Origin of the sequence: Streptomonospora wellingtoniae, from assembly GCF_031845375.1 — a bacterium.
Taxonomy (GTDB): domain Bacteria; phylum Actinomycetota; class Actinomycetes; order Streptosporangiales; family Streptosporangiaceae; genus Streptomonospora; species Streptomonospora wellingtoniae.
On the sequence record NZ_JAVREK010000007.1, the window covers coordinates 177,292 to 195,524 of the forward strand.

Sequence of the window (18,233 nt, forward strand, 5' to 3'; positions counted from 1 at the left end):
GCGGGGCCGCCCCGCTGTGCGCGGAACGGCCCCGGATGCGCGGCTCGTCCGCGGCTACTCGGACTGGCTGCTGGTCAGCGAGCCCAGCAGATCGCGGTTGAGCTGGGAGATCGTGTCCAGAGGGATGCCCTTGGGGCACACCGCGGCGCACTCGCCGATGTTGGTGCAGCCGCCGAAGTCCTCCTCGTCGTGCTGGTTCACCATCTGGACGACGCGGGCCTCCCGCTCGGGCTGGCCCTGCGGCAGCATGCCCAGGTGGGTCACCTTGGCTGCGGTGAACAGCATGCCGGAGGCGTTGGGGCAGGCGGCCACGCATGCGCCGCAGCCGATGCAGGTGGCCGCGTCGAACGCGCGGTCGGCGTCGGCCTTGGGCACCGGCATGGCGTGGGCGTCGGGCGCGGTCCCGGTCGGCGCGCTGACGTAGCCGCCGGCCTGGATGATCCGGTCGAACGAGCCGCGGTCCACGACCAGGTCCTTGATGACCGGGAACGCCTTGGCCCGCCACGGCTCGACCGTGATGGTGTCGCCATCGGAGAAGCTGCGCATGTGCAGCTGGCAGGTCGTGGTGGTCTCGGGCCCGTGGGCCTCGCCGTCGATGACGACGCCGCAGGCGCCGCAGATCCCCTCGCGGCAGTCGTGGTCGAAGGCCACCGGCTCCTCACCCTCAAGGATGAGCTTCTCGTTGAGGACGTCGAGCATCTCCAGGAAGGACATGTCCTCGGAGACGTCCTCCACCTTGTAGGTGACCATCCGACCCTTGTCGTCGGGGCCCTTCTGGCGCCAAACGCGCAGGGTGATGTTCACTTGTAGCTCCGCTGCTTCATCTCGACGTACTCGTACTCCAGGAGCTCCTTGTGCAGGACGGGCGGCTCGCCCGTCCCGCCGAACTCCCACGCGGCGACGTAGGCGAACTCGTCGTCGTGGCGCAGCGCCTCGCCGTCCTCGGTCTGGCTCTCGGCGCGGAAGTGCCCGCCGCAGGACTCCCGGCGGTGCAGCGCGTCGATGCACATCAGTTCGGCCAGCTCGAAGAAGTCGGCGACGCGGCCGGCCTTCTCCAGCGACTGGTTGAGCTCCTCGTTCTCGCCCAGCACGCGGACGTTCTGCCAGAACTCCTCGCGCAGCTCGCGGATGCGCTCGACGGCCTTGCGCAGGCCCTCTTCGCTGCGCTCCATGCCGCAGTAGTCCCACATGATGTGGCCGAGCTCCTTGTGGAAGGAGTCGACGGTGCGGTCGCCGTTGATCGAGAGAAGCTTGTCGATGCGTGCGCGCACCGCCTCGGCAGCCTCCTCGGCCTCCGGGGTGCTCTCGTCGACGTTCTCGAACGGGCCCGCGGCCAGGTAGTCGTTGATGGTGTTGGGCAGCACGAAGTAGCCGTCGGCCAGACCCTGCATCAGGGCGCTGGCGCCCAGGCGGTTGGCGCCGTGGTCGGAGAAGTTGGCCTCACCCGTCACGAACAGGCCGGGGATGCTGCTTTGCAGGTCGTAGTCGACCCACAGCCCGCCCATGGTGTAGTGCACGGCCGGGTAGATGCGCATCGGAAGCTCGTAGGGGTTCTCGCCGGTGATGCGCTGGTACATGTCGAAGAGGTTGCCGTACTTGGCCTCGACGGCCGGGCGGCCCATGCGCTTGATCGCGTCGGCGAAGTCCAGGTAGACGCCCAGGCCGCCCGGGCCGACGCCGCGTCCCTCGTCGCAGACGTTCTTGGCGGCGCGCGACGCGATGTCGCGCGGAACCAGGTTGCCGAAGGAGGGGTAGATGCGCTCCAGATAGTAGTCGCGCTCGTCCTCCGGGATCCGGCGCGGGTCGCGCTCGTCTCCGGCCTCCTTGGGCACCCAGATGCGGCCGTCGTTGCGCAGCGACTCGCTCATCAGCGTCAGCTTGGACTGATAGTCGCCGCTGACGGGGATGCAGGTGGGGTGGATCTGGGTGTAGCAGGGGTTGGCGAAGTGCGCGCCCTTGCGGTGCGCCCGCCAGGTGGCGGTCACGTTGCACCCCATGGCGTTGGTCGAGAGGTAGAAAACGTTGCCGTAGCCGCCGGAGGACAGCACGACGGCGTCGGCGAAGTGCGTCTCGATCTCGCCGGTGACCATGTCGCGGGCGACGATGCCGCGCGCCCGGCCGTCGACGACGATCAGCTCCAGCATCTCGTGGCGGGTGTTCATCTCCACGGTGCCGGCCTGGACCTGGCGTTCAAGGGCCTGGTAGGCGCCGATGAGCAGCTGCTGGCCGGTCTGCCCGCGGGCGTAGAAGGTCCGCGAGACCTGGACGCCGCCGAACGACCGGTTGTCGAGCAGGCCGCCGTACTCGCGGGCGAACGGCACGCCCTGGGCCACGCACTGGTCGATGATCTCGACGCTGACCTGGGAGAGCCGGTAGACGTTGGACTCGCGCGAGCGGAAGTCGCCGCCCTTGACGGTGTCGTAGAACAGCCGGTAGATGCTGTCGCCGTCGTTGCGGTAATTCTTGGCCGCGTTGATGCCGCCCTGCGCGGCGATGCTGTGCGCACGCCGGGGGCTGTCCTGGTAGCAGAACGACGTGACGTTGTACCCGGCCTCGCCAAGCGTGGCGGCCGCCGAGGCGCCGGCCAGGCCGGTGCCGACGATGATGACCGACAGCTTGCGGCGGTTGGCGGGGTTGACGAGCTTCGCGGAGAAGCGGCGTTTGTCCCAGCGCTCGGCGACGGGTCCCGCGGGCGCCTTCTCGTCGCGGATCTCGTCGCCTTCGATGTAGATGTCCTTCATTTATCCCACCAGCCCGAAGGTCACAGAGAGCGGCGTGAGCAGGAAGCCGATCGTCAGGCCCGCCGCGATCACGGTCGCGATGATGTTCAGCGAGCGCTGCCGGCTCTGCCGGTTGGCGCCCAGAGTGGTCAGCGCACTCCAGATCCCGTGCCGGAGGTGGAAGCCCACGGCGAGCACGGCGGCCACATAGAAGAGGGTGACGTACCAGAACTCCGGCTGGAAGCCGGAGACCATCCGCTCATACGGGCTGTCCGAAGGGCCTCCCGGATGGATGGTGTTGGTCGTCAGGTGCAGCACGTGGAACACCGCGAACAGCGCGATGCCGATGCCGCCGTAGCGCATCGTGTAGGAGGAGTAGCTGCGCTGCACGCGCTTGGTGACCTGGTAGCGCACCGGGCGGGCGCGGCCGGCGCGCCGCCACAGCACGACCGCCGCGTAGATGTGGATGAGGACGCTCGCCAGCAGCACCACGCGCATGATCCACAGGAAGCCCCCGTGGGGCAGCATGGGCTCGCCAAGCTCGCGCAGGTGGTGGGAGTAGTTGTCGAAGGCCTGCCGACCCGCGAACACGTTGAGATTGCCGTACATGTGCGCAATCAGGAAGAGCACGAGGATCACGCCGGTGACCGCCATCGCGGACTTCAGGGCCACCGTGGAGCCGAGTGCCTCCGATCGCTGCTTGGTCAGGGTACTGTTCGCCACAACTCGTCACTTTAAGACTTGATAAAGAACAACGTCTAAGTCATGAGAGTGCTGGTGTCCATAGCCGTACGCTATGGTCATGCAGTTCCAGCAGCTGGCGTACTTCCTCGCGGTGGCCGAGACGCGCCATTTCACCCGCGCAGCCGAGGTTTCGCACGTCGCCCAGCCCAGCCTGAGCCGCCAGATCCGCAACCTGGAGGAAGAGCTGGGTGCCTCCCTGTTCAGCAGGGCGCGGGGAAATATCACACTCACCCCCGCCGGGGAAGCGCTCCTGCCGCTGGCCCAGCGCATCGTCGCCGACACCGAGACGGCGCGCCACGAGGTGCAGCAGCTCGCCGGGATGCGGCGCGGGCGCCTGCGGCTGGGCGCGACCCCCTCGCTGTGCGCCGGGCTGCTCGCCGAGGCGCTCGCGGGCTTCCACGACCGGTTCCCCGGGGTCGGCCTGCAGGTCGAGGAGAGCGGCTCGCGGGACCTCATCCGCGCACTGGGCCGCGGCGAACTGGACCTGGCGCTGATCATCCTTCCCCTGCAGAGCAACGACCCGGCGTTCGTGACCACCCCGATCCTGCGGGAGAACCTGGTGGTGGTGCACGCGGCCGACGCGCCGCCGCCCACGCAGCGGGCGTCCATGCGCATCACCGACCTGCGCGACCGCCCACTGGTGATGTTCCGGCACGGCTACGACGTGCGCGAGGCGACGCTGCACGCCTGCCGCGCCGCGGGCTTCGAACCGCGGCTCGCGGTCGAGGGCGGCGAGATGGACGCTGTCCTGCGCTTCGTCGAGGCGGGCCTGGGCATCGCGGTGGTGCCGAGCATGGTGCTGAAGAACCGGCCGGGGCTGCGCGGCACGCCGCTGGCCCAGCCGCGCCTGCTGCGCACCATCGCGCTGGCCCACCGCAAGGACGTCGACCCCTCGCACACCGCGCGGGCGTTCCGCCGGCACCTCATGGCCTACCTGACCCACCTCACCCGCGACGACCTCGGCGAAGACCTGGAGGTCATCGCTCCGCTGCACCACTGAACGATGCGGCGGCGCCGGACGCGGGCGGACGCACACGGGACGCCGCGGCGGCGCGCCGTGCGCCGCGTTGCACCCGCGGCGTGGAAATGCGATAAATTTCGTTCATGAAGGCTCGACTTACTTTCACATAGCGGGCATATGCCTTCATTCCTCACAAAAGGAACTTAATTCCCAAAAACCTCTTTATGCTCTATTTCTTCACAAACCAGCCACCCGCGAATATGCGGCGTGGCATTTTTCACATTCATTTCGGGCAATTTTCGAGCTGAATTCGTGATCGCTGCGCCCTAACGTGGCTTCCCTAACCGTCCGCACTGCCTGATCAGACGGCTGCGGGAGCGGCCCGAGCCCCGCGCTCCGCCATCGACGGGGCCGCCCGCGCCAAGATGGAGACGCAGCGAAATGACATCGACGCTTCCCCCGCCGGAGCGGGCCGGACTCAAGCGCCCCCGCATCGCCGCACGGACCCTGCGCACCGACCGCTGGTGGGCAGGCCCGGTGTGGACCGTGCTGGGGCTGACCGCTTTCCTGGTCTACGGGCTGGCCCGCGTCCTGCAGCAGGACAACTACTGGGTGGCCGACTACCACTACCTGACGCCGTTCTACTCGCCGTGCCTGTCGGCGTCCTGCGTGCCCGAGTCAGCGCATTTCGGGACCCTGCCCTGGGAGTTCCCCTGGTTCCTGCCCTATGCGCTGTTCAGCCTGCCGTTCCTGCTGCTCTTCCGCTTCACCTGCTACTACTACCGCAAGGCCTACTACCGCTCGTTCTGGCAGGCCCCCACCGCCTGCGCCGTGCGCGAGCCGCACGGCCGCTACACCGGCGAGTCCCGGTTCCCGATGATCGGCCAGAACCTGCACCGCTACTTCTTCTACATCGCCGTCGTCATCAGCCTCATCAACACCTACGACGCGGGACTCGCGCTCTACGGCGGCCTCGCGGACGGGTTCGGGGTCGGGCTCGGAAACCTGATCCTCATCGCCAACGTTGTGCTGCTGTGGGCCTACACGCTCAGCTGCCACTCCTGCCGGCACGTCTTCGGCGGCCGACTGAACAGCTTCGGCGGCAAGCCCGTGCGCTACTGGATGTGGACGCAGATCTCGCGGCTGAACACCCGGCACATGACGTGGGCATGGATCACGCTGGGCACGCTGGTACTCGCCGACCTCTACGTGGCGCTGGTCGCGAGCGGGACCATCACCGACCCGCGGATCTTCGGCTAGCACCGCAGGATCCGCAGCACGCAGCCCCCAACCGCGGGTATCCGGCGCCCAAAGCGCCCGGGCGCGACCACGCCGGAACCGGCGCAACCGAAAGTCAGGAAGATGTCCGAGACAACACGGCACAGCTACGACGTCGTCGTGATCGGAGCCGGCGGCGCGGGCCTGCGCGCCGCGATCGAGGCCCGACAGCAGGGCAAGAAGACGGCCGTCATCTCCAAGTCCCTCTTCGGCAAGGCCCACACGGTCATGGCCGAGGGCGGCGCCGCTGCGGCCCTGGGCAACGTCAACAGCAGCGACCACTGGCAGGTGCACTTCCGCGACACCATCCGCGGCGGCAAGTTCATGAACAACCCGCGCATGGCCGAGCTGCACGCCAAGGAGGCGCCGGAGCGGATCCTGGAGCTGGAGTACTGGGGCGCCCTGTTCGACCGCACACCGCAGGGCCGCATCAGCCAGCGCAACTTCGGCGGGCACGAGTACCCGCGGCTGGCCCACGTCGGCGACCGCACCGGCCTGGAGATGATCCGCACCCTGCAGCAGCGCGTCGTCCAGCTCCAGCAGGCCGACGCCGCCGAGCTCGGCCACCCGGAGGCGATGCTCAAGGTGTTCGCCGAGACCACCGTCACCGAACTGCTGCTCGACGGCGAGCCCGGCGGCGAGGACACCCGCATCGCCGGCGCCTTCGGCTACGTCCGCGAGAGCGGCGAGTTCCTCGTCTTCGAGGCGCCCGCGGTCGTCCTTGCCACCGGCGGCATCGGCAGGTCGTTCAAGGTCACCTCCAACTCCTGGGAGTACACCGGCGACGGCCACGCACTGGCGCTGCGCGCCGGGGCAACGCTGCTGAACATGGAGTTCGTGCAGTTCCATCCCACCGGCATGGTCTGGCCGCCGTCGGTGAAGGGCATCCTGGTCACCGAGTCGGTGCGCGGCGACGGCGGTGTGCTGCGCGACTCCGAGGGCCGCCGCTTCATGTTCGGCTACGTGCCCGACGTGTTCCGCGAGCACTACGCCGAGTCCGAGGAGGAGGCCGACGGCTGGTACGCCGACCCCGCCAACCACCGGCGCCCGCCCGAGCTGCTGCCGCGCGACGAGGTCGCCCGGGCCATCAACAACGAGGTCAAGCAGGGCCGCGGCTCACCGCACGGCGGGGTGTTCCTGGACGTGTCCACGCGGCTGCCCGCCGAGGAGATCATGCGGCGGCTGCCGTCGATGCACCACCAGTTCAAGGAGCTGGCCGACGTCGACATCACCGCCGGGCCCATGGAGGTGGGGCCCACCTGCCACTACGTGATGGGCGGCGTCGAGGTCGACCCGGACACCGGGGCCTCGCTGGTGCCCGGGCTGTTCGCCGCCGGCGAGGTGGCCGGCGGGATGCACGGCTCCAACCGGCTGGGCGGCAACTCACTGTCGGACCTGCTGGTGTTCGGCCGCCGCTGCGGCCTGGGCGCCGCCTCCTACCTCGACGGGCTCGGCGACGTCCGCCCGGCCGCCGACCCCGCCGTGATCGAGCGCCTCGGCGCGGAGGCCGCCGCCCCCTTCGAGCACGAGGCCGGCGAGAACCCTTACCAGCTGCAGCAGGAGATCCAGCAGACCATGAACGACCTGGTCGGCATCATCCGGCGCGGCCCGGAGATGGAGCAGGCGCTGGAGTCGCTGGACAAGCTGCGCGAGCGCGTGGCCGGGGTGCGCGCTGAGGGCGGCACCGTCTACAACCCCGGGTGGCATCTGACACTGGACCTGCGCAACATGCTGCTGGTCTCGGAGGCCGTGGCCCGGGCGGCGCTGGAGCGCGAGGAGTCGCGCGGCGGCCACACCCGCGACGACCACCCGGCGATGTCGGCGGAGTGGCGGCGGAGCAACCTCGTGCTCTCGCTGCGCGAGGGCCGCATCCGGTTGCGCCGCCAGCCGCTTGACGCGCTGCGCCCCGACCTGATGGAGCTGTTCGACCGCGAGGAGCTGGGCAAGTACCTCACCGAGGAGGAACTTCCGCCCGCAGACCGGTCCGACGGCACCGAGACCGCGAAGGAGGACAACCGATGACCAAGCGGACGTTCCACGTCTGGCGCGGCGGTGGCGAAGGCGACCTGGCCGAGTACGAGGTCGAGGTCAACGAGGGTGAGGTCGTGCTCGACGTGCTGCACCGCCTCCAGGCCACGCAGACTCCCGACCTGGCCGTGCGCTGGAACTGCAAGGCGGGCAAGTGCGGCTCGTGCTCGGTCGAGATCAACGGACGCCCGCGCCTTGCGTGCATGGCGCGGATGAGCACGTTTCAACCGGACGAGAGCATCACCGTGACCCCCATGCGCACCTTCCCGGTCATCCGCGACCTGGTGTGCGACGTGTCCTTCAACTACCAGAAGGCGCGGGAGATCCCGTCGTTCACGCCGCCCGAGGGCTCCGAGCCCGGCGACTTCCGGATGGCGCAGGCCGATGTGCAGCGCTCCCAGGAGTTCCGCAAGTGCATCGAGTGCTTCCTGTGCCAGGACGTCTGCCACGTCATCCGCGACCACGAGGAGAACAAGGAGGCCTTCTCCGGCCCCCGGTTCCTCATGCGCGCCGCCGAGTTGGAGCTCCACCCTGAGGACGCCGCCGACCGCCGCAAGATCTCCCAGGAGGAGTTCGGGCTGGGCTACTGCAACATCACCAAGTGCTGCACGGAGGTCTGCCCGGAGAACATCAAGATCACCGACAACGCGCTGATCCCCCTCAAGGAGCGCGTCGCCGACCGGCAGTACGACCCGCTGGTGTGGCTCGGCTCCAAGATCGGCCTGCGCAAGGGCGCCGACACCCCCCTGCCGCCCAATACCCGCACGCCCTCCTCCGCACCGGAGCAGTAGCCCGAGCGGGGGCCGCCCCGGCGGCCCCCGGCAGGAGGCGGCGGCGCGTCGTGCGCCCGGCAGCGCGCCGGGCGCACGCGGCGCCCGCCCGCGCACCGCCGCCGCCCGCACCGGCGCCGGGTGGTTCCCGGCGGATCGTCAGTAGCCCTCCCACGCGCCGCGCTCGTAGTCGAGCAGGCGCGGCATCAGCAGTGTGGAGGGTTTCGCGCCGGTAGGTCGGCGGTCCTTGGGGAAGGTCTGGGCGGCGCGCAGTGTGGCGGCATCGAGGAACCGCAGCGGCGGGTGCACCTCGGGCAGCTCCACAGCCGGGTCGCCGCGTCCTTCGGGCACGGCGAGGAAGAACCCCCAGTCGCCGAAGCTCGGTACGTCCACGTGGTAGCCGGCGGCCCGCCAGCCCGCCGAGCGCAGCCCGGCGCGCACACTCCAGTAGGCGTCGGGCGCGAAGTAGGGCGATCCGGCCTGGACGGCCATGCGCCCCCGCTCGGTCACCGCCTGGCGCACCAGCCCGTAGAACTCGGCGGAGTACAGCTTGGCGGTGCCGGTGTCGTCGGGATCGGGCATGTCGACGACGACCACGTCGAAGCGTCGACGGTTCTCCCGCAGCCAGGTGAAGGCGTCGGCGTTGACCACGCGGACACGCGCGTCGGATAAGGAGTCCTCGTTGAGGTCGCGGATCGCGGGCATGGAGCGGGCCAGGCGTGTGACAGCGGGGTCCAGGTCGACGAGGGTGACGGAGTCGACGTCGCGGTAGCCGACGAGTTCGCGCACCGCCAGGCCGTCGCCGCCGCCGAGAACCAGAACGTCCTCGTGCGGACCGTTCATCGCCGGGTGCACCAGCGACTCGTGGTAGCGGTACTCGTCCAGCGAGCTGAACTGCAGGTCCCCGTTGAGGAACAGCCGGGTGTCGCTGCCCGAGAGCTTCCGGGTGACCACGATCTCCTGGTAGTCCGACCGCTGCGCGTAGACGATCGGGTCGCGGTAGAGCGCTTGGCGGGCGCTCACCTCGAACCGCCCCGACAGGGCGAACGACGACGCGAGCACCGCGAGGACCAGGACCAGGCCGACCGCGGGCAGCAGCCGGCCCCGCGGGCTCAGCGACCCGCGGAACAGCCACAGCACCACGCACACGCCGACCACGGCGTTCAGGGCCCCCACAAGCAGCGTGCCCTTGAGCAGTCCGAACACCGGCAGCAGGGCGAACGGGAACGCCAGACCGCCGACCAGTCCGCCGACGTAGTCGGCGGCGAACATGTCCGCCGCCGCGTCCGCGGCGTCCTGGCGGCGGATGCGCTGGATCAGGGTCATCAGCAGGGGGATCTCCGCACCGATGAGCGCCCCGATGGCCGAGGCGAGCAGCACCATCGCCGGCTGGTAGAGCGAGAACCAGGCGAAGGCGGCGTAGAGCACCGGCACCGACAGTCCGCCCACGACCGAGAGCATGCCCTCGATGACGGCGAACCAGAACGCGGGGCGGTCGGTGAGCCGCTTGGACAGCAGCGAACCGACGCCCATCGCGAACACCATCACCGAGAGCACCACCGAGGCCTGCACGACGGTGTCGCCCAGCAGGTAGCTGCCCAGCGCGACGAGCGCGAGTTCGTAGACGAGCCCGCAGGCGGCGCATACGAAGACCGCGAAGAGGACGAGCAGGCGCGCCAGGCGGGGCCGCACCGGCAGCCGCGCCCGGGCTGCCGGTGCGCCGGCTTCCGGAGGGGACGCCCTGCGCTCCTGCGCCATCAGGAGATCGCCGCGGCGACCATCAGCGCGATGGCGATGTGGGCACCGGCGTTCACCCACACCGCGGGGTGGGTTTCGTCGTCGGTGAGCACCTCCCCGAGCTTGCCGGGCGTGAGCACGTCGATCAGCAGGAACGACAGCCCCATCAGCAGCAGCCCGATGAGGCCGTAGACCGTGGCCGAGGCCAGGCCGATCGCCAGACCGCCGGTGCTGACGTAGATCGCGGTCGCGACCACGATGGCCACGCCCAGCAGGTTGGTGGACAGCAGGAGCGAGGCGTTGCGGTTGCGCTGGTTCCAGACAAGCTCGTGCAGCCTGCCCGGGGTGAGCACGTCGACGATCAGGTAGCCGAGCACCATGAGTACGACGCCGAGAACGCCGTAGGCCAGGCTGGCTCCGGCTTCGTAGAGGAGGACTGCCATCGGGGATCCTTGTTCGTTGGTGTGGTCGGGGGGAGCGTTCCGGCGGGCGGAACGCGGCAGGTCACTTGCCGGAGCCGGGCCCTCCTCCGCGGAAGAGCCCGCCGCCGGAGCCGTCCGAGTCGCCCGAGCCGTAGCCGCCGGAACCGTCGGATCCGCTGGATCCGCCGGAGCCCTTGGAGCCGACCGACCAGAAGCCGAAGCCGCCCGAGCCGCCGGAGCAGCCGACGTACTCGAACTCCCCGGGACCGGTCTTGCGGTAGTCGCCGTCGCCGGGCTCGTACTCGTAGCTTCGTCCGTCGTTGCCTTGCTCGATGCGTGTTCCGTCGAGCAGGTCCTCGGCGTCGGCGCGATCGTAGTCGCCGCAGGTGGACCCGAACGAGGGCAGCACGAACACGCCTACCAGCGCCACGATGGCGAGGCCGACGATCAGCGCGAACTTGCGGGCGCGGTCATCGAGCACGGCGCTCACGCGTCCTTTCCGGGATGGGGGTGTCGGCAGTACCGGCGGCGCAGGTCGGCCGCTCGCATGCGGTGGCGGTCACCACCAGTTCCTGTGTCTGTGGATAGGCGTGCCAGGTCCGCCACCGCACTCCCGCGCGGGGCGCAGCCTCGGGCAGCAGCGCGGTGATGGCCTGAGGTGCTCCGGGGAACGCCGCGACCACTCCGCGGGGGTCGCCGTCGACCGCGGCGCGGACGCGTTCCACCCGCTCGGCGAACGCAAGGGGGCCGAGGGTGGACACCCGGCTGGTGAATTCGTAGGAGTCCAGGCCGGCCGGCGCGTGCCGGGCCCGGCGCGGGAGGTCGCCGCGGAGGTCCGGGAGGCAGGCGACGGTCTCGGTCAGCAGCCGTTCGCCGCCGTCGGCCAGCACCACCTGGTGGGAGGCGCCCAGGACACGCAGTTCCACCCGGTAGCCGGCCAGCACGCGGGTGCGGGCGAGGAGCGCGGGCAGTTCGGGCGCGTCGAGCGTCCACGTGAGGTCGGCGGCGCGCGTGTCGGCGAAAGGCGCGGATAGTGCGACAGGCACCGGTCAGTCCCCCGACGGGAAGACGGTGAACGCCGCCCGGCCGAGCGGCGTCCCCGTGCTGGGCTCCCACCGGCCGTGGTCGAACCGCTCGAACGACAGCAGTCGGCCGCCGGGCGCCTCGTAGTCTGCGTAGTCCATGCCGCCTGCGGCACGCAGCCCGGTGGTGCCCTCGGACCGGTAGGAGGCGCTGCCGCGTTCGGTGAGCCGGTAGCGGACGCCGTCGAGTTCGACCTCGCGGCCGTGCGGGGTCAGGTCGAGGTCGGGTCGGCCGGTCCACAGGGCCATCTGCAGATCGGGGTCCTGCTCGACGGAGAGCCACCGCCGCCCGCTGTCGACCTCCAGGAAGTGCTCGGCCCACACCGAGCCGCCCTCGGACAGCCGCAGCGTGCCGCGGACCCAGGTGCGCTCGGCGCCGAAGTCGAGCATGTCCCCCGCCTTGAGGCGGAGCGGATCCCCCTGGGTCTCACCGATGTCGGCGAAGGGATCCGACGGGACGGCGGACGGCCGGGGGGCGGGAGCGCGCTGCTTCCTGCGGATCACGGCGACCGCGACAGCCGCTGCGACCAGCGCCGCGACCACGGCGGCGAGCAGGAGGAGCATCGACGGGTTCGACATCTGCTCGGAGTTCTCCAGAGGCGGGACGGGGCGATCGGCGGTACGGCACACGCCGACCTCATGAATCGGGCGTATGGGAGGTACTCCACGTTCCCGCACGGCGAACACGACTCGGTAACGGTCGCGCGCCGCCGGGCCGAGCGCGCACCGGAGGGCACCCCGGAGCTAGGGCCGCGGTCGGGTCCGCTCGGGCGAGCGCCAGTCGCCGACGGGGCGGGTGTAGCGGGCGAGCAGCGTCGGCGCGGCCGCGCCCACCACCGCGGCGGCGGTGTCGCGCACCCGCGCCGCCAGCGGCGACTCGCTCTGCACCGCCTCGGCGAGCTGAGCGGAGCGCTGCACGAGCGCGCTGGTGCGGCCCAGCCGGGCGTCGGAGTAGGACTGCAGCGCCGTGGGCACGTAGGCGACCGACCCGCTGATGTGGTGGGCGAGCACGACCGCGTCCTCCAGCGCCTGGGCGGCGCCCTGGCCCAGGTTGGGGGTCATCGCGTGGGCGGTGTCGCCCACCAGCGCGATGCGGCCCCGGTGGTAGGCGGGCAGCGGGGTGTCGACGTGCCACACGTCGGTGCGCACCACCGACTCGGGCCGGGCGGCGGCCGCCAGGCGCGGCAGCGGGGCGTGCCATCCCTCGACCCGCTCTGCCAGCCGGGCGTGCTCGTCGGGGCTCCGGCCGCCCGCGGGAACGTTGCCGGTCGCGTAGCAGAACACCGCGTCGCCGCCGAGCGGCAGCACACCGGCCACACCGCCCCTCCCCCAGCTCTCACCGAAGGCCATGGCGGGCTCGGGCCGGGGCACGATCGCGCTCCAGTAGGCGAAGCCCGCGTAGACGGCGCCGGGGTGCTCCAGGAAAAGCTCGGTGCGCAGCGCGGAGCGCGCGCCGTCGGCCAGCACCACCAGGTCGGCGGTGTGGTCGCCGGCGTCGGTCGCCACGCGGGCGGGGCGGCGGGTGTCGCCGGGCTCGACCGCCGTCACCGTGGCGGCGGTGTGCAAAGCGGAGGCGGGCAGCCGCTCCAGCAGCATCGCAGCCAGTTCGCCGCGGCGCAGGACGCACACGGCGTCGCCGAACCGGCGGCGGGTGCGTTCGGCGGAGACGCGCAGGATCCATCCGCCGTCGCGGCGCCGGATGGCGGCGATGCCCTGCGGAGCGGAGTGCTTGCGGACGTCCTCGCCGAGGTCGAGGGAGTCGAGGGCACGCAGCGCGTTGGGGGCCAGCGCGAGCGCGAGCTCGGCGGGCTCGATGCCGGGAGCGCGCTCGCAGACGGTGACCGCCCAGCCGACCCGGCGCAGGGCCAGCGCCGCGGAAAGCCCGCCGATCCCGCCACCGATGACGACGGCGTGCGGCTCTGCCATATGGCTCGTCCTTCGAGGGGGTCAACGAGCGGTCCCGCGGCCTGCGGCCGTACTCGGAACCCTGGGCTTCCCAGGCTAGAGCCGCCGGACCGCACGCGCTACGGAACACCGGGTTTCGGTCGCATCCGGTCCGCATCCGGAGCGTCACGCGGAGTACATTACCCGGTGCCGACGATGCGCGTGTCCTCGGAGAAGGCATCCAGAGGCGTCCCGGGGACCGCTGCTCCGGGGCGCAGCCGGCTCGCGCGCGGCTCCGGCCGCGGACCGGCGGGAACCGGATCCGGCCGCACCAGCCGGATCCGGCGCTCGCGGGTCAGCCGCGCTTCTTGTGGGCGGCCATGCGGCCCCGCTCCTTGGAGTCCAGGACCACCTTGCGGATGCGCACCGATTCGGGTGTCACCTCGACGCACTCGTCCTCGCGGCAGAACTCCAGGGCCTGCTCCAGCGACAGCCGCCGCGGCGGCACGAGGCGCTCCAGCTCCTCGCTGGTGGAGGAGCGCATGTTGGTGAGCTTCTTCTCCTTGGTGATGTTGACGTCCATGTCGTCGGCGCGGGAGTTCTCGCCCACGATCATGCCTTCGTAGACCTCGGTTCCCGGCTCGACGAACAGGACGCCGCGCTCCTGCAGGCTGAACATGGCGTAGGTCATGGCCTGGCCGGTGCGGTCGGCCACCAGGGACCCGGTGGGGCGGGTGCGCAGGTCGCCGAACCACGGCTCGAAACCCTCGAAGACGTGGTGGGCGATGCCGGTGCCGCGGGTCTCGGTGAGGAACTCCGTGCGGAACCCGATGAGGCCGCGCGAGGGCACCAGCCAGTCCATACGCACCCAGCCGGTGCCGTGGTTGGTCATCTGCTCCATCCGGCCCTTGCGGACGCTGAGCAGCTGGGTGATGGCGCCCAGGTAGTCCTCCGGCGCGTCGACGGTGAGTCGCTCGACGGGTTCGTGCAGCTTGCCGTCGACCTCTCGGGTGACCACCTGCGGCTTGCCGACCGTCAGCTCGTAGCCCTCGCGGCGCATCTGCTCCACGAGGATCGCCAGTGCGAGCTCGCCGCGGCCCTGCACCTCCCAGGTGTCGGGGCGCTCGGTTGGCAGCACGCGCAGGCTCACGTTGCCGACGGTCTCGCGGTCGAGCCGCTCCTTGACCAGCCTGGCGGTGACCTTGGCGCCCTTGGTCCTGCCGACCAGCGGCGAGGTGTTGATGCCGATGGTCATCGAGATGGCCGGCTCGTCCACGGTGATCAGCGGCAGCGGGCGCGGGTCCTGCGGGTCGGCCAGGGTCTCGCCGATCATGATGTCGGGGATGCCGGCGATGGCGATGATGTCGCCGGGGCCCGCCTTCTCGGCCGGTTTGCGCTCCAGCGCCTCGGTCATCAGCATTTCGCTGATGCGCACCTGGTCGACGGTGCCGTCGCCCTTGATCCAGGCCACGGACTGGCCCTTGCGGATCTCGCCCTGGTGCACGCGGCACAGCGCGAGGCGGCCGAGGAACGGCGAGGCGTCCAGGTTGGTGACGTGGGCCTGCAGCGGTGCGCCGGGCGTGTACTCCGGCGCCGGAACCGTGTCGAGGATGGTGTGGAACATCGGGACGAGGTCGCCGTTGTCGGGGACCTCGCCGTCGGCGGGGCGCTCCAGCGAGGCCTTGCCGTCGCGGGCGCAGGCGTAGACGATCGGGAACTCGATCTGGGACTCGTCGGCGTCGAGGTCCAGGAACAGCTCGTAGGCGTCGTCGACGACGTCGGCGATGCGGCTGTCGGGCCTGTCGACCTTGTTGATGACCAGGATCACCGGAAGCTTGGCCGCCAGCGCCTTGCGCAGCACGAACCTGGTCTGGGGAAGCGGCCCTTCGCTGGCGTCGACCAGCAGCACCACGCCGTCGACCATGGACAGGCCGCGCTCGACCTCGCCACCGAAGTCGGCGTGGCCGGGGGTGTCGATGATGTTGATGACGACGTCGTCGCCATCGGGCTTGGTGTAGTGGACGGCCGTGTTCTTGGCGAGAATGGTGATGCCCTTCTCGCGCTCCAGGTCGTTGGAGTCCATCACGCGCTCGTCGACGTCCTGGTTCTCCCGGAAGACGCCCGACTGCCAGAGCATGGCGTCGACGAGCGTGGTCTTGCCGTGGTCGACGTGGGCGACGATGGCGACGTTGCGGATGTCAGTCCTACGTGCGGAGCCTTCGACAGGCGTGGCGCTGGACATGCGAGTGTCTCGATCTCATCTGGTGGGAAGAACCGCGACTCCCGCGGCACACAGCCAGTTTATGCGGGCTCGCCGGGTCCGCGGAGAAACGGCCTGGTCAGTGCGGCTCTCGGGACGCACGTCCGGGGCGCGGCCGGGGCACGCGCTCAGCCCACCAGGAGCGGGCGGATGTCGGCGAGGAACGGCACGTCGGCCGGCAGCCAGTCGACCTCGGAGAGCGCGTCGGCCTTCAGCCAGCGCAGCGACAGGTGCTCCAGCGCCCGGGGCTCCGGCTGGCCGGCGGGCAGCTCGGCGAGCCACACCCGCAGCACGGCGGCGGGGCCGCCGACACGGGCGGGGAAGGAGACGTCGCCGCCGATGCGGTGCAGCGGCGCGATGCTCACGCCCAACTCCTCCTCGCACTCGCGCACGAGCGCGGCGGTGTCGGACTCCCCGGGGTCGACCTTGCCGCCGGGCAGCTCCCAGCGGCCGCGCATCTGCGGCGGATGGGACCGCTGGGCGGCGAGTACGGCGCCGTCGCGAAGGATCGCGGCGCCCACGACGATCTGCGTGTCTGGCACCCGCCAAGATTAGCCCGGCGGGGCCGCGGCCGGTCGCCGCCGCGGCGGCACGCCGCGACTCCGGCACGCGTGCGCGCGGGAACCGGAGGAGGGCGGCGGGGGTCGAAGACGTGTCCTCCACCGCTACCGATCGGAGACCTCCGGTGTTCGGAATCCTGCGTCCGTGCCGCCACACCCTGCCCGGCGACCTGGCGGCGTCGTGGATGTCCCACCTGTGCGGACTGTGCCTGGCGCTGCGCGACGGACACGGCCAGCTCGCCCGCACCGCCACCAACTACGACGGCCTGGTGGTGTCGGCGCTGACCGCGGCCCAGCGGCCCGCGGCCGCCACGCGCGCGGCGGGGCCGTGCCCGCTGCGGGGGATGCGCGGCGCCGACGTCGCGGCGGGGGCGGGCGCGGAGCTGGCGGCGTCGGTGTCGCTGCTGCTGGCCGCGGCCAGGATCGGCGACCACATCGCGGACGGCGACGGCCTGTACGCGCGCGGGCCGGTGCGGGCGGCGGCCGGGGCGCTGGCGGCGCGGTGGGAGCGCGCCGCCCGCAACGGGAGCGGCGAGCTGGGCTTCGACGCCGGTGTGCTGCTGGAGGCGCTCGACGGGCAGCGGTGGGCCGAGTCGGCGGCGGAGAACGGCGCCGACGTCCTGGCCGCCACGCGTCCCACCGAGTTCGCCACGGGAGAGGCGTTCGCACACACCGCGGTCCTCGCGGGGCGCCCCGGCAACCGCGATCCGCTGCGGGAGGCGGGGCGGCTGTTCGGACGGATCGCCCACCTGCTCGACGCCGTGGAGGACGCGGAGGACGACCGCGCGGCGGGAGCGTGGAACCCGGTGGAGGCGACCGGCACAGCCGTCGCGGAGGTGCGCCGGCTGTGCGACGACGCGGCGCTGGGCGTCGAGCTCGCGCTGGCCGAGGCGGACCTCGACGACGGGCGACTGGTCCGCGCGCTGCTGGTGCACGAGCTTCGGCGGTCGGTGGCGCGGACCTTCACGGCGGCGGGGTACCCCGAGTCGCCCGGGCACCCGCGCTCCGGTGGAGGCCGCGGGCGCCACGGGTACCCGGGCGGCCACGGGGATCCCGAGGACTACGGGGGCCGCAGGGGCGGGCGCCGGCGACCGCAGGACGACGGCTACGCCGGAGCCTTCGGACCGGTCGAGCCGCCGCCGGGCGCGGGCGGGCCCCACAACGGGCACAGGCCGGCCGGCGACCAGGGCGGCTGCTGCTGCACGTGCAACTGCGAGACGCCGAAGATCTACGCGCCGCCCAAGAAGCGCGGGCTCTTCGCCGGGTGCGCCGTCGCCCTGTTCATGTGCTGCACCTGCCAGCCCTGCTGCCGCGACCCCCACCCCGGGCCGTGGTCGGGCGAGCACCGCGGTCCTTGCCTCGACTGCTGCAGCGGATGCAACACCGGCGGCGGTGGCAGCGGCGGCGACGGAGGCGGGGACGGCGGTGGTGGCGGCGGTTGCGACTGCGACTGCTCGTGCGACTGAGGCCCCTTCCGGCCGGGTGGCGGCCGGGTGGGAGCCGGGGGTGGCCGGGCGGGGGACGCATCGGGAGCACCGGGGAGGGGTCCGTCAGCGTCCCCGCGCGCCGTGCGTGAGCGTGTCGTCAGCGGACGACCTCGAAGACGTTCTTCTGCCTCATACAGGGCCCGAACCCCGTCGATCTTGTAGCTATCGTGAAGGGAAATCGCTTTCCTTCACGATAGCTACAAGATGTGTGGGGCCTCCCTAGCGGTCGGCCGTACCGGGGGAACAAAATGGGTGCGTGGTTCCCGGGCTGACGCCGCTTGATCTTGGTGCGTACAGCCC

The 18,233-nt window shown here is 71.3% G+C and carries 16 protein-coding genes; 5 read left to right on the top strand and 11 right to left on the bottom strand.

Annotation, left to right across the window (positions count from 1 at the left end):
* Positions 1–54: 54 nt before the first annotated feature.
* The 3 genes from RM446_RS09460 to RM446_RS09470 are packed head-to-tail and all read right to left on the bottom strand — an operon-like array spanning position 55 to position 3,443.
* Positions 55–804, bottom strand: coding sequence for a succinate dehydrogenase/fumarate reductase iron-sulfur subunit (locus tag RM446_RS09460; protein ID WP_311544809.1), 750 nt, complete (start codon positions 802–804; stop codon positions 55–57).
* Positions 801–2,741: a fumarate reductase/succinate dehydrogenase flavoprotein subunit gene (locus RM446_RS09465; RefSeq protein WP_311544810.1), complete on the bottom strand. Its 1,941-nt coding sequence runs from the start codon at positions 2,739–2,741 to the stop codon at positions 801–803. Before RM446_RS09465 ends, RM446_RS09460 begins: the two co-directional genes overlap by 4 nt.
* Positions 2,742–3,443, bottom strand: a complete 702-nt coding sequence (locus RM446_RS09470) for a succinate dehydrogenase cytochrome b subunit (RefSeq protein WP_311544811.1) — start codon at positions 3,441–3,443, stop codon at positions 2,742–2,744. It abuts the gene before it with no gap.
* Between the two features lie 79 nt (positions 3,444–3,522).
* Here RM446_RS09470 and RM446_RS09475 point away from each other — a divergent pair, with 79 nt between their 5' ends.
* The 4 genes from RM446_RS09475 (at position 3,523) to RM446_RS09490 (ending at position 8,522) form a co-directional block, all read left to right on the top strand.
* A complete protein-coding gene (locus RM446_RS09475; RefSeq protein ID WP_311544812.1) occupies positions 3,523–4,464 on the top strand; it encodes a LysR family transcriptional regulator in 942 nt (313 codons plus the stop codon).
* Positions 4,465–4,866: 402 nt separating this feature from the next.
* Positions 4,867–5,685, top strand: coding sequence for a hypothetical protein (locus RM446_RS09480; RefSeq protein WP_311544813.1), 819 nt, complete (start codon positions 4,867–4,869; stop codon positions 5,683–5,685).
* A 102-nt stretch (positions 5,686–5,787) separates the two neighbouring features.
* Positions 5,788–7,725, top strand: coding sequence for a fumarate reductase/succinate dehydrogenase flavoprotein subunit (locus RM446_RS09485; RefSeq protein ID WP_311544814.1), 1,938 nt, complete (start codon positions 5,788–5,790; stop codon positions 7,723–7,725).
* Positions 7,722–8,522: a succinate dehydrogenase/fumarate reductase iron-sulfur subunit gene (locus RM446_RS09490; protein ID WP_311544815.1), complete on the top strand. Its 801-nt coding sequence runs from the start codon at positions 7,722–7,724 to the stop codon at positions 8,520–8,522. The genes RM446_RS09485 and RM446_RS09490 overlap by 4 nt, the downstream gene beginning before the upstream one ends.
* Before the next feature lie 138 nt (positions 8,523–8,660).
* Here RM446_RS09490 and RM446_RS09495 read toward each other — a convergent pair whose 3' ends face one another.
* The 8 genes from RM446_RS09495 to RM446_RS09530 form a co-directional block, all read right to left on the bottom strand.
* Positions 8,661–10,259 (bottom strand): polyamine aminopropyltransferase, encoded by a 1,599-nt coding sequence (locus RM446_RS09495; RefSeq protein WP_311544816.1) that lies wholly within the window; start codon positions 10,257–10,259, stop codon positions 8,661–8,663.
* Positions 10,259–10,681: a DUF350 domain-containing protein gene (locus RM446_RS09500; RefSeq protein ID WP_311544817.1), complete on the bottom strand. Its 423-nt coding sequence runs from the start codon at positions 10,679–10,681 to the stop codon at positions 10,259–10,261. Before RM446_RS09500 ends, RM446_RS09495 begins: the two co-directional genes overlap by 1 nt.
* Positions 10,682–10,742: 61 nt before the next feature.
* Entirely contained in the window at positions 10,743–11,141 is a 399-nt protein-coding gene (locus RM446_RS09505; protein WP_311544818.1) for a hypothetical protein, read from the bottom strand.
* A complete protein-coding gene (locus RM446_RS09510; RefSeq protein WP_311544819.1) occupies positions 11,131–11,706 on the bottom strand; it encodes a DUF2617 family protein in 576 nt (191 codons plus the stop codon). The genes RM446_RS09505 and RM446_RS09510 overlap by 11 nt, the downstream gene beginning before the upstream one ends.
* A 3-nt stretch (positions 11,707–11,709) precedes the next feature.
* On the bottom strand, positions 11,710–12,306 hold the full coding sequence (locus RM446_RS09515; protein ID WP_311544842.1) for a DUF4178 domain-containing protein: 597 nt from the start codon (positions 12,304–12,306) through the stop codon (positions 11,710–11,712).
* 180 nt (positions 12,307–12,486) lie between these two features.
* A complete protein-coding gene (locus RM446_RS09520) occupies positions 12,487–13,668 on the bottom strand; it encodes an FAD-dependent oxidoreductase (protein WP_311544820.1) in 1,182 nt (393 codons plus the stop codon).
* 313 nt (positions 13,669–13,981) lie between these two features.
* Positions 13,982–15,868, bottom strand: a complete 1,887-nt coding sequence (typA, locus tag RM446_RS09525) for a translational GTPase TypA (protein WP_311544821.1) — start codon at positions 15,866–15,868, stop codon at positions 13,982–13,984.
* A 146-nt stretch (positions 15,869–16,014) separates the two neighbouring features.
* Positions 16,015–16,428: a (deoxy)nucleoside triphosphate pyrophosphohydrolase gene (locus RM446_RS09530; RefSeq protein ID WP_311544822.1), complete on the bottom strand. Its 414-nt coding sequence runs from the start codon at positions 16,426–16,428 to the stop codon at positions 16,015–16,017.
* A 143-nt stretch (positions 16,429–16,571) separates the two neighbouring features.
* On the opposite strand from RM446_RS09530, the gene RM446_RS09535 reads away from it, so the two are divergent.
* On the top strand, positions 16,572–17,912 hold the full coding sequence (locus RM446_RS09535; RefSeq protein ID WP_311544823.1) for a DUF5685 family protein: 1,341 nt from the start codon (positions 16,572–16,574) through the stop codon (positions 17,910–17,912).
* Positions 17,913–18,233: the final 321 nt, after the last annotated feature.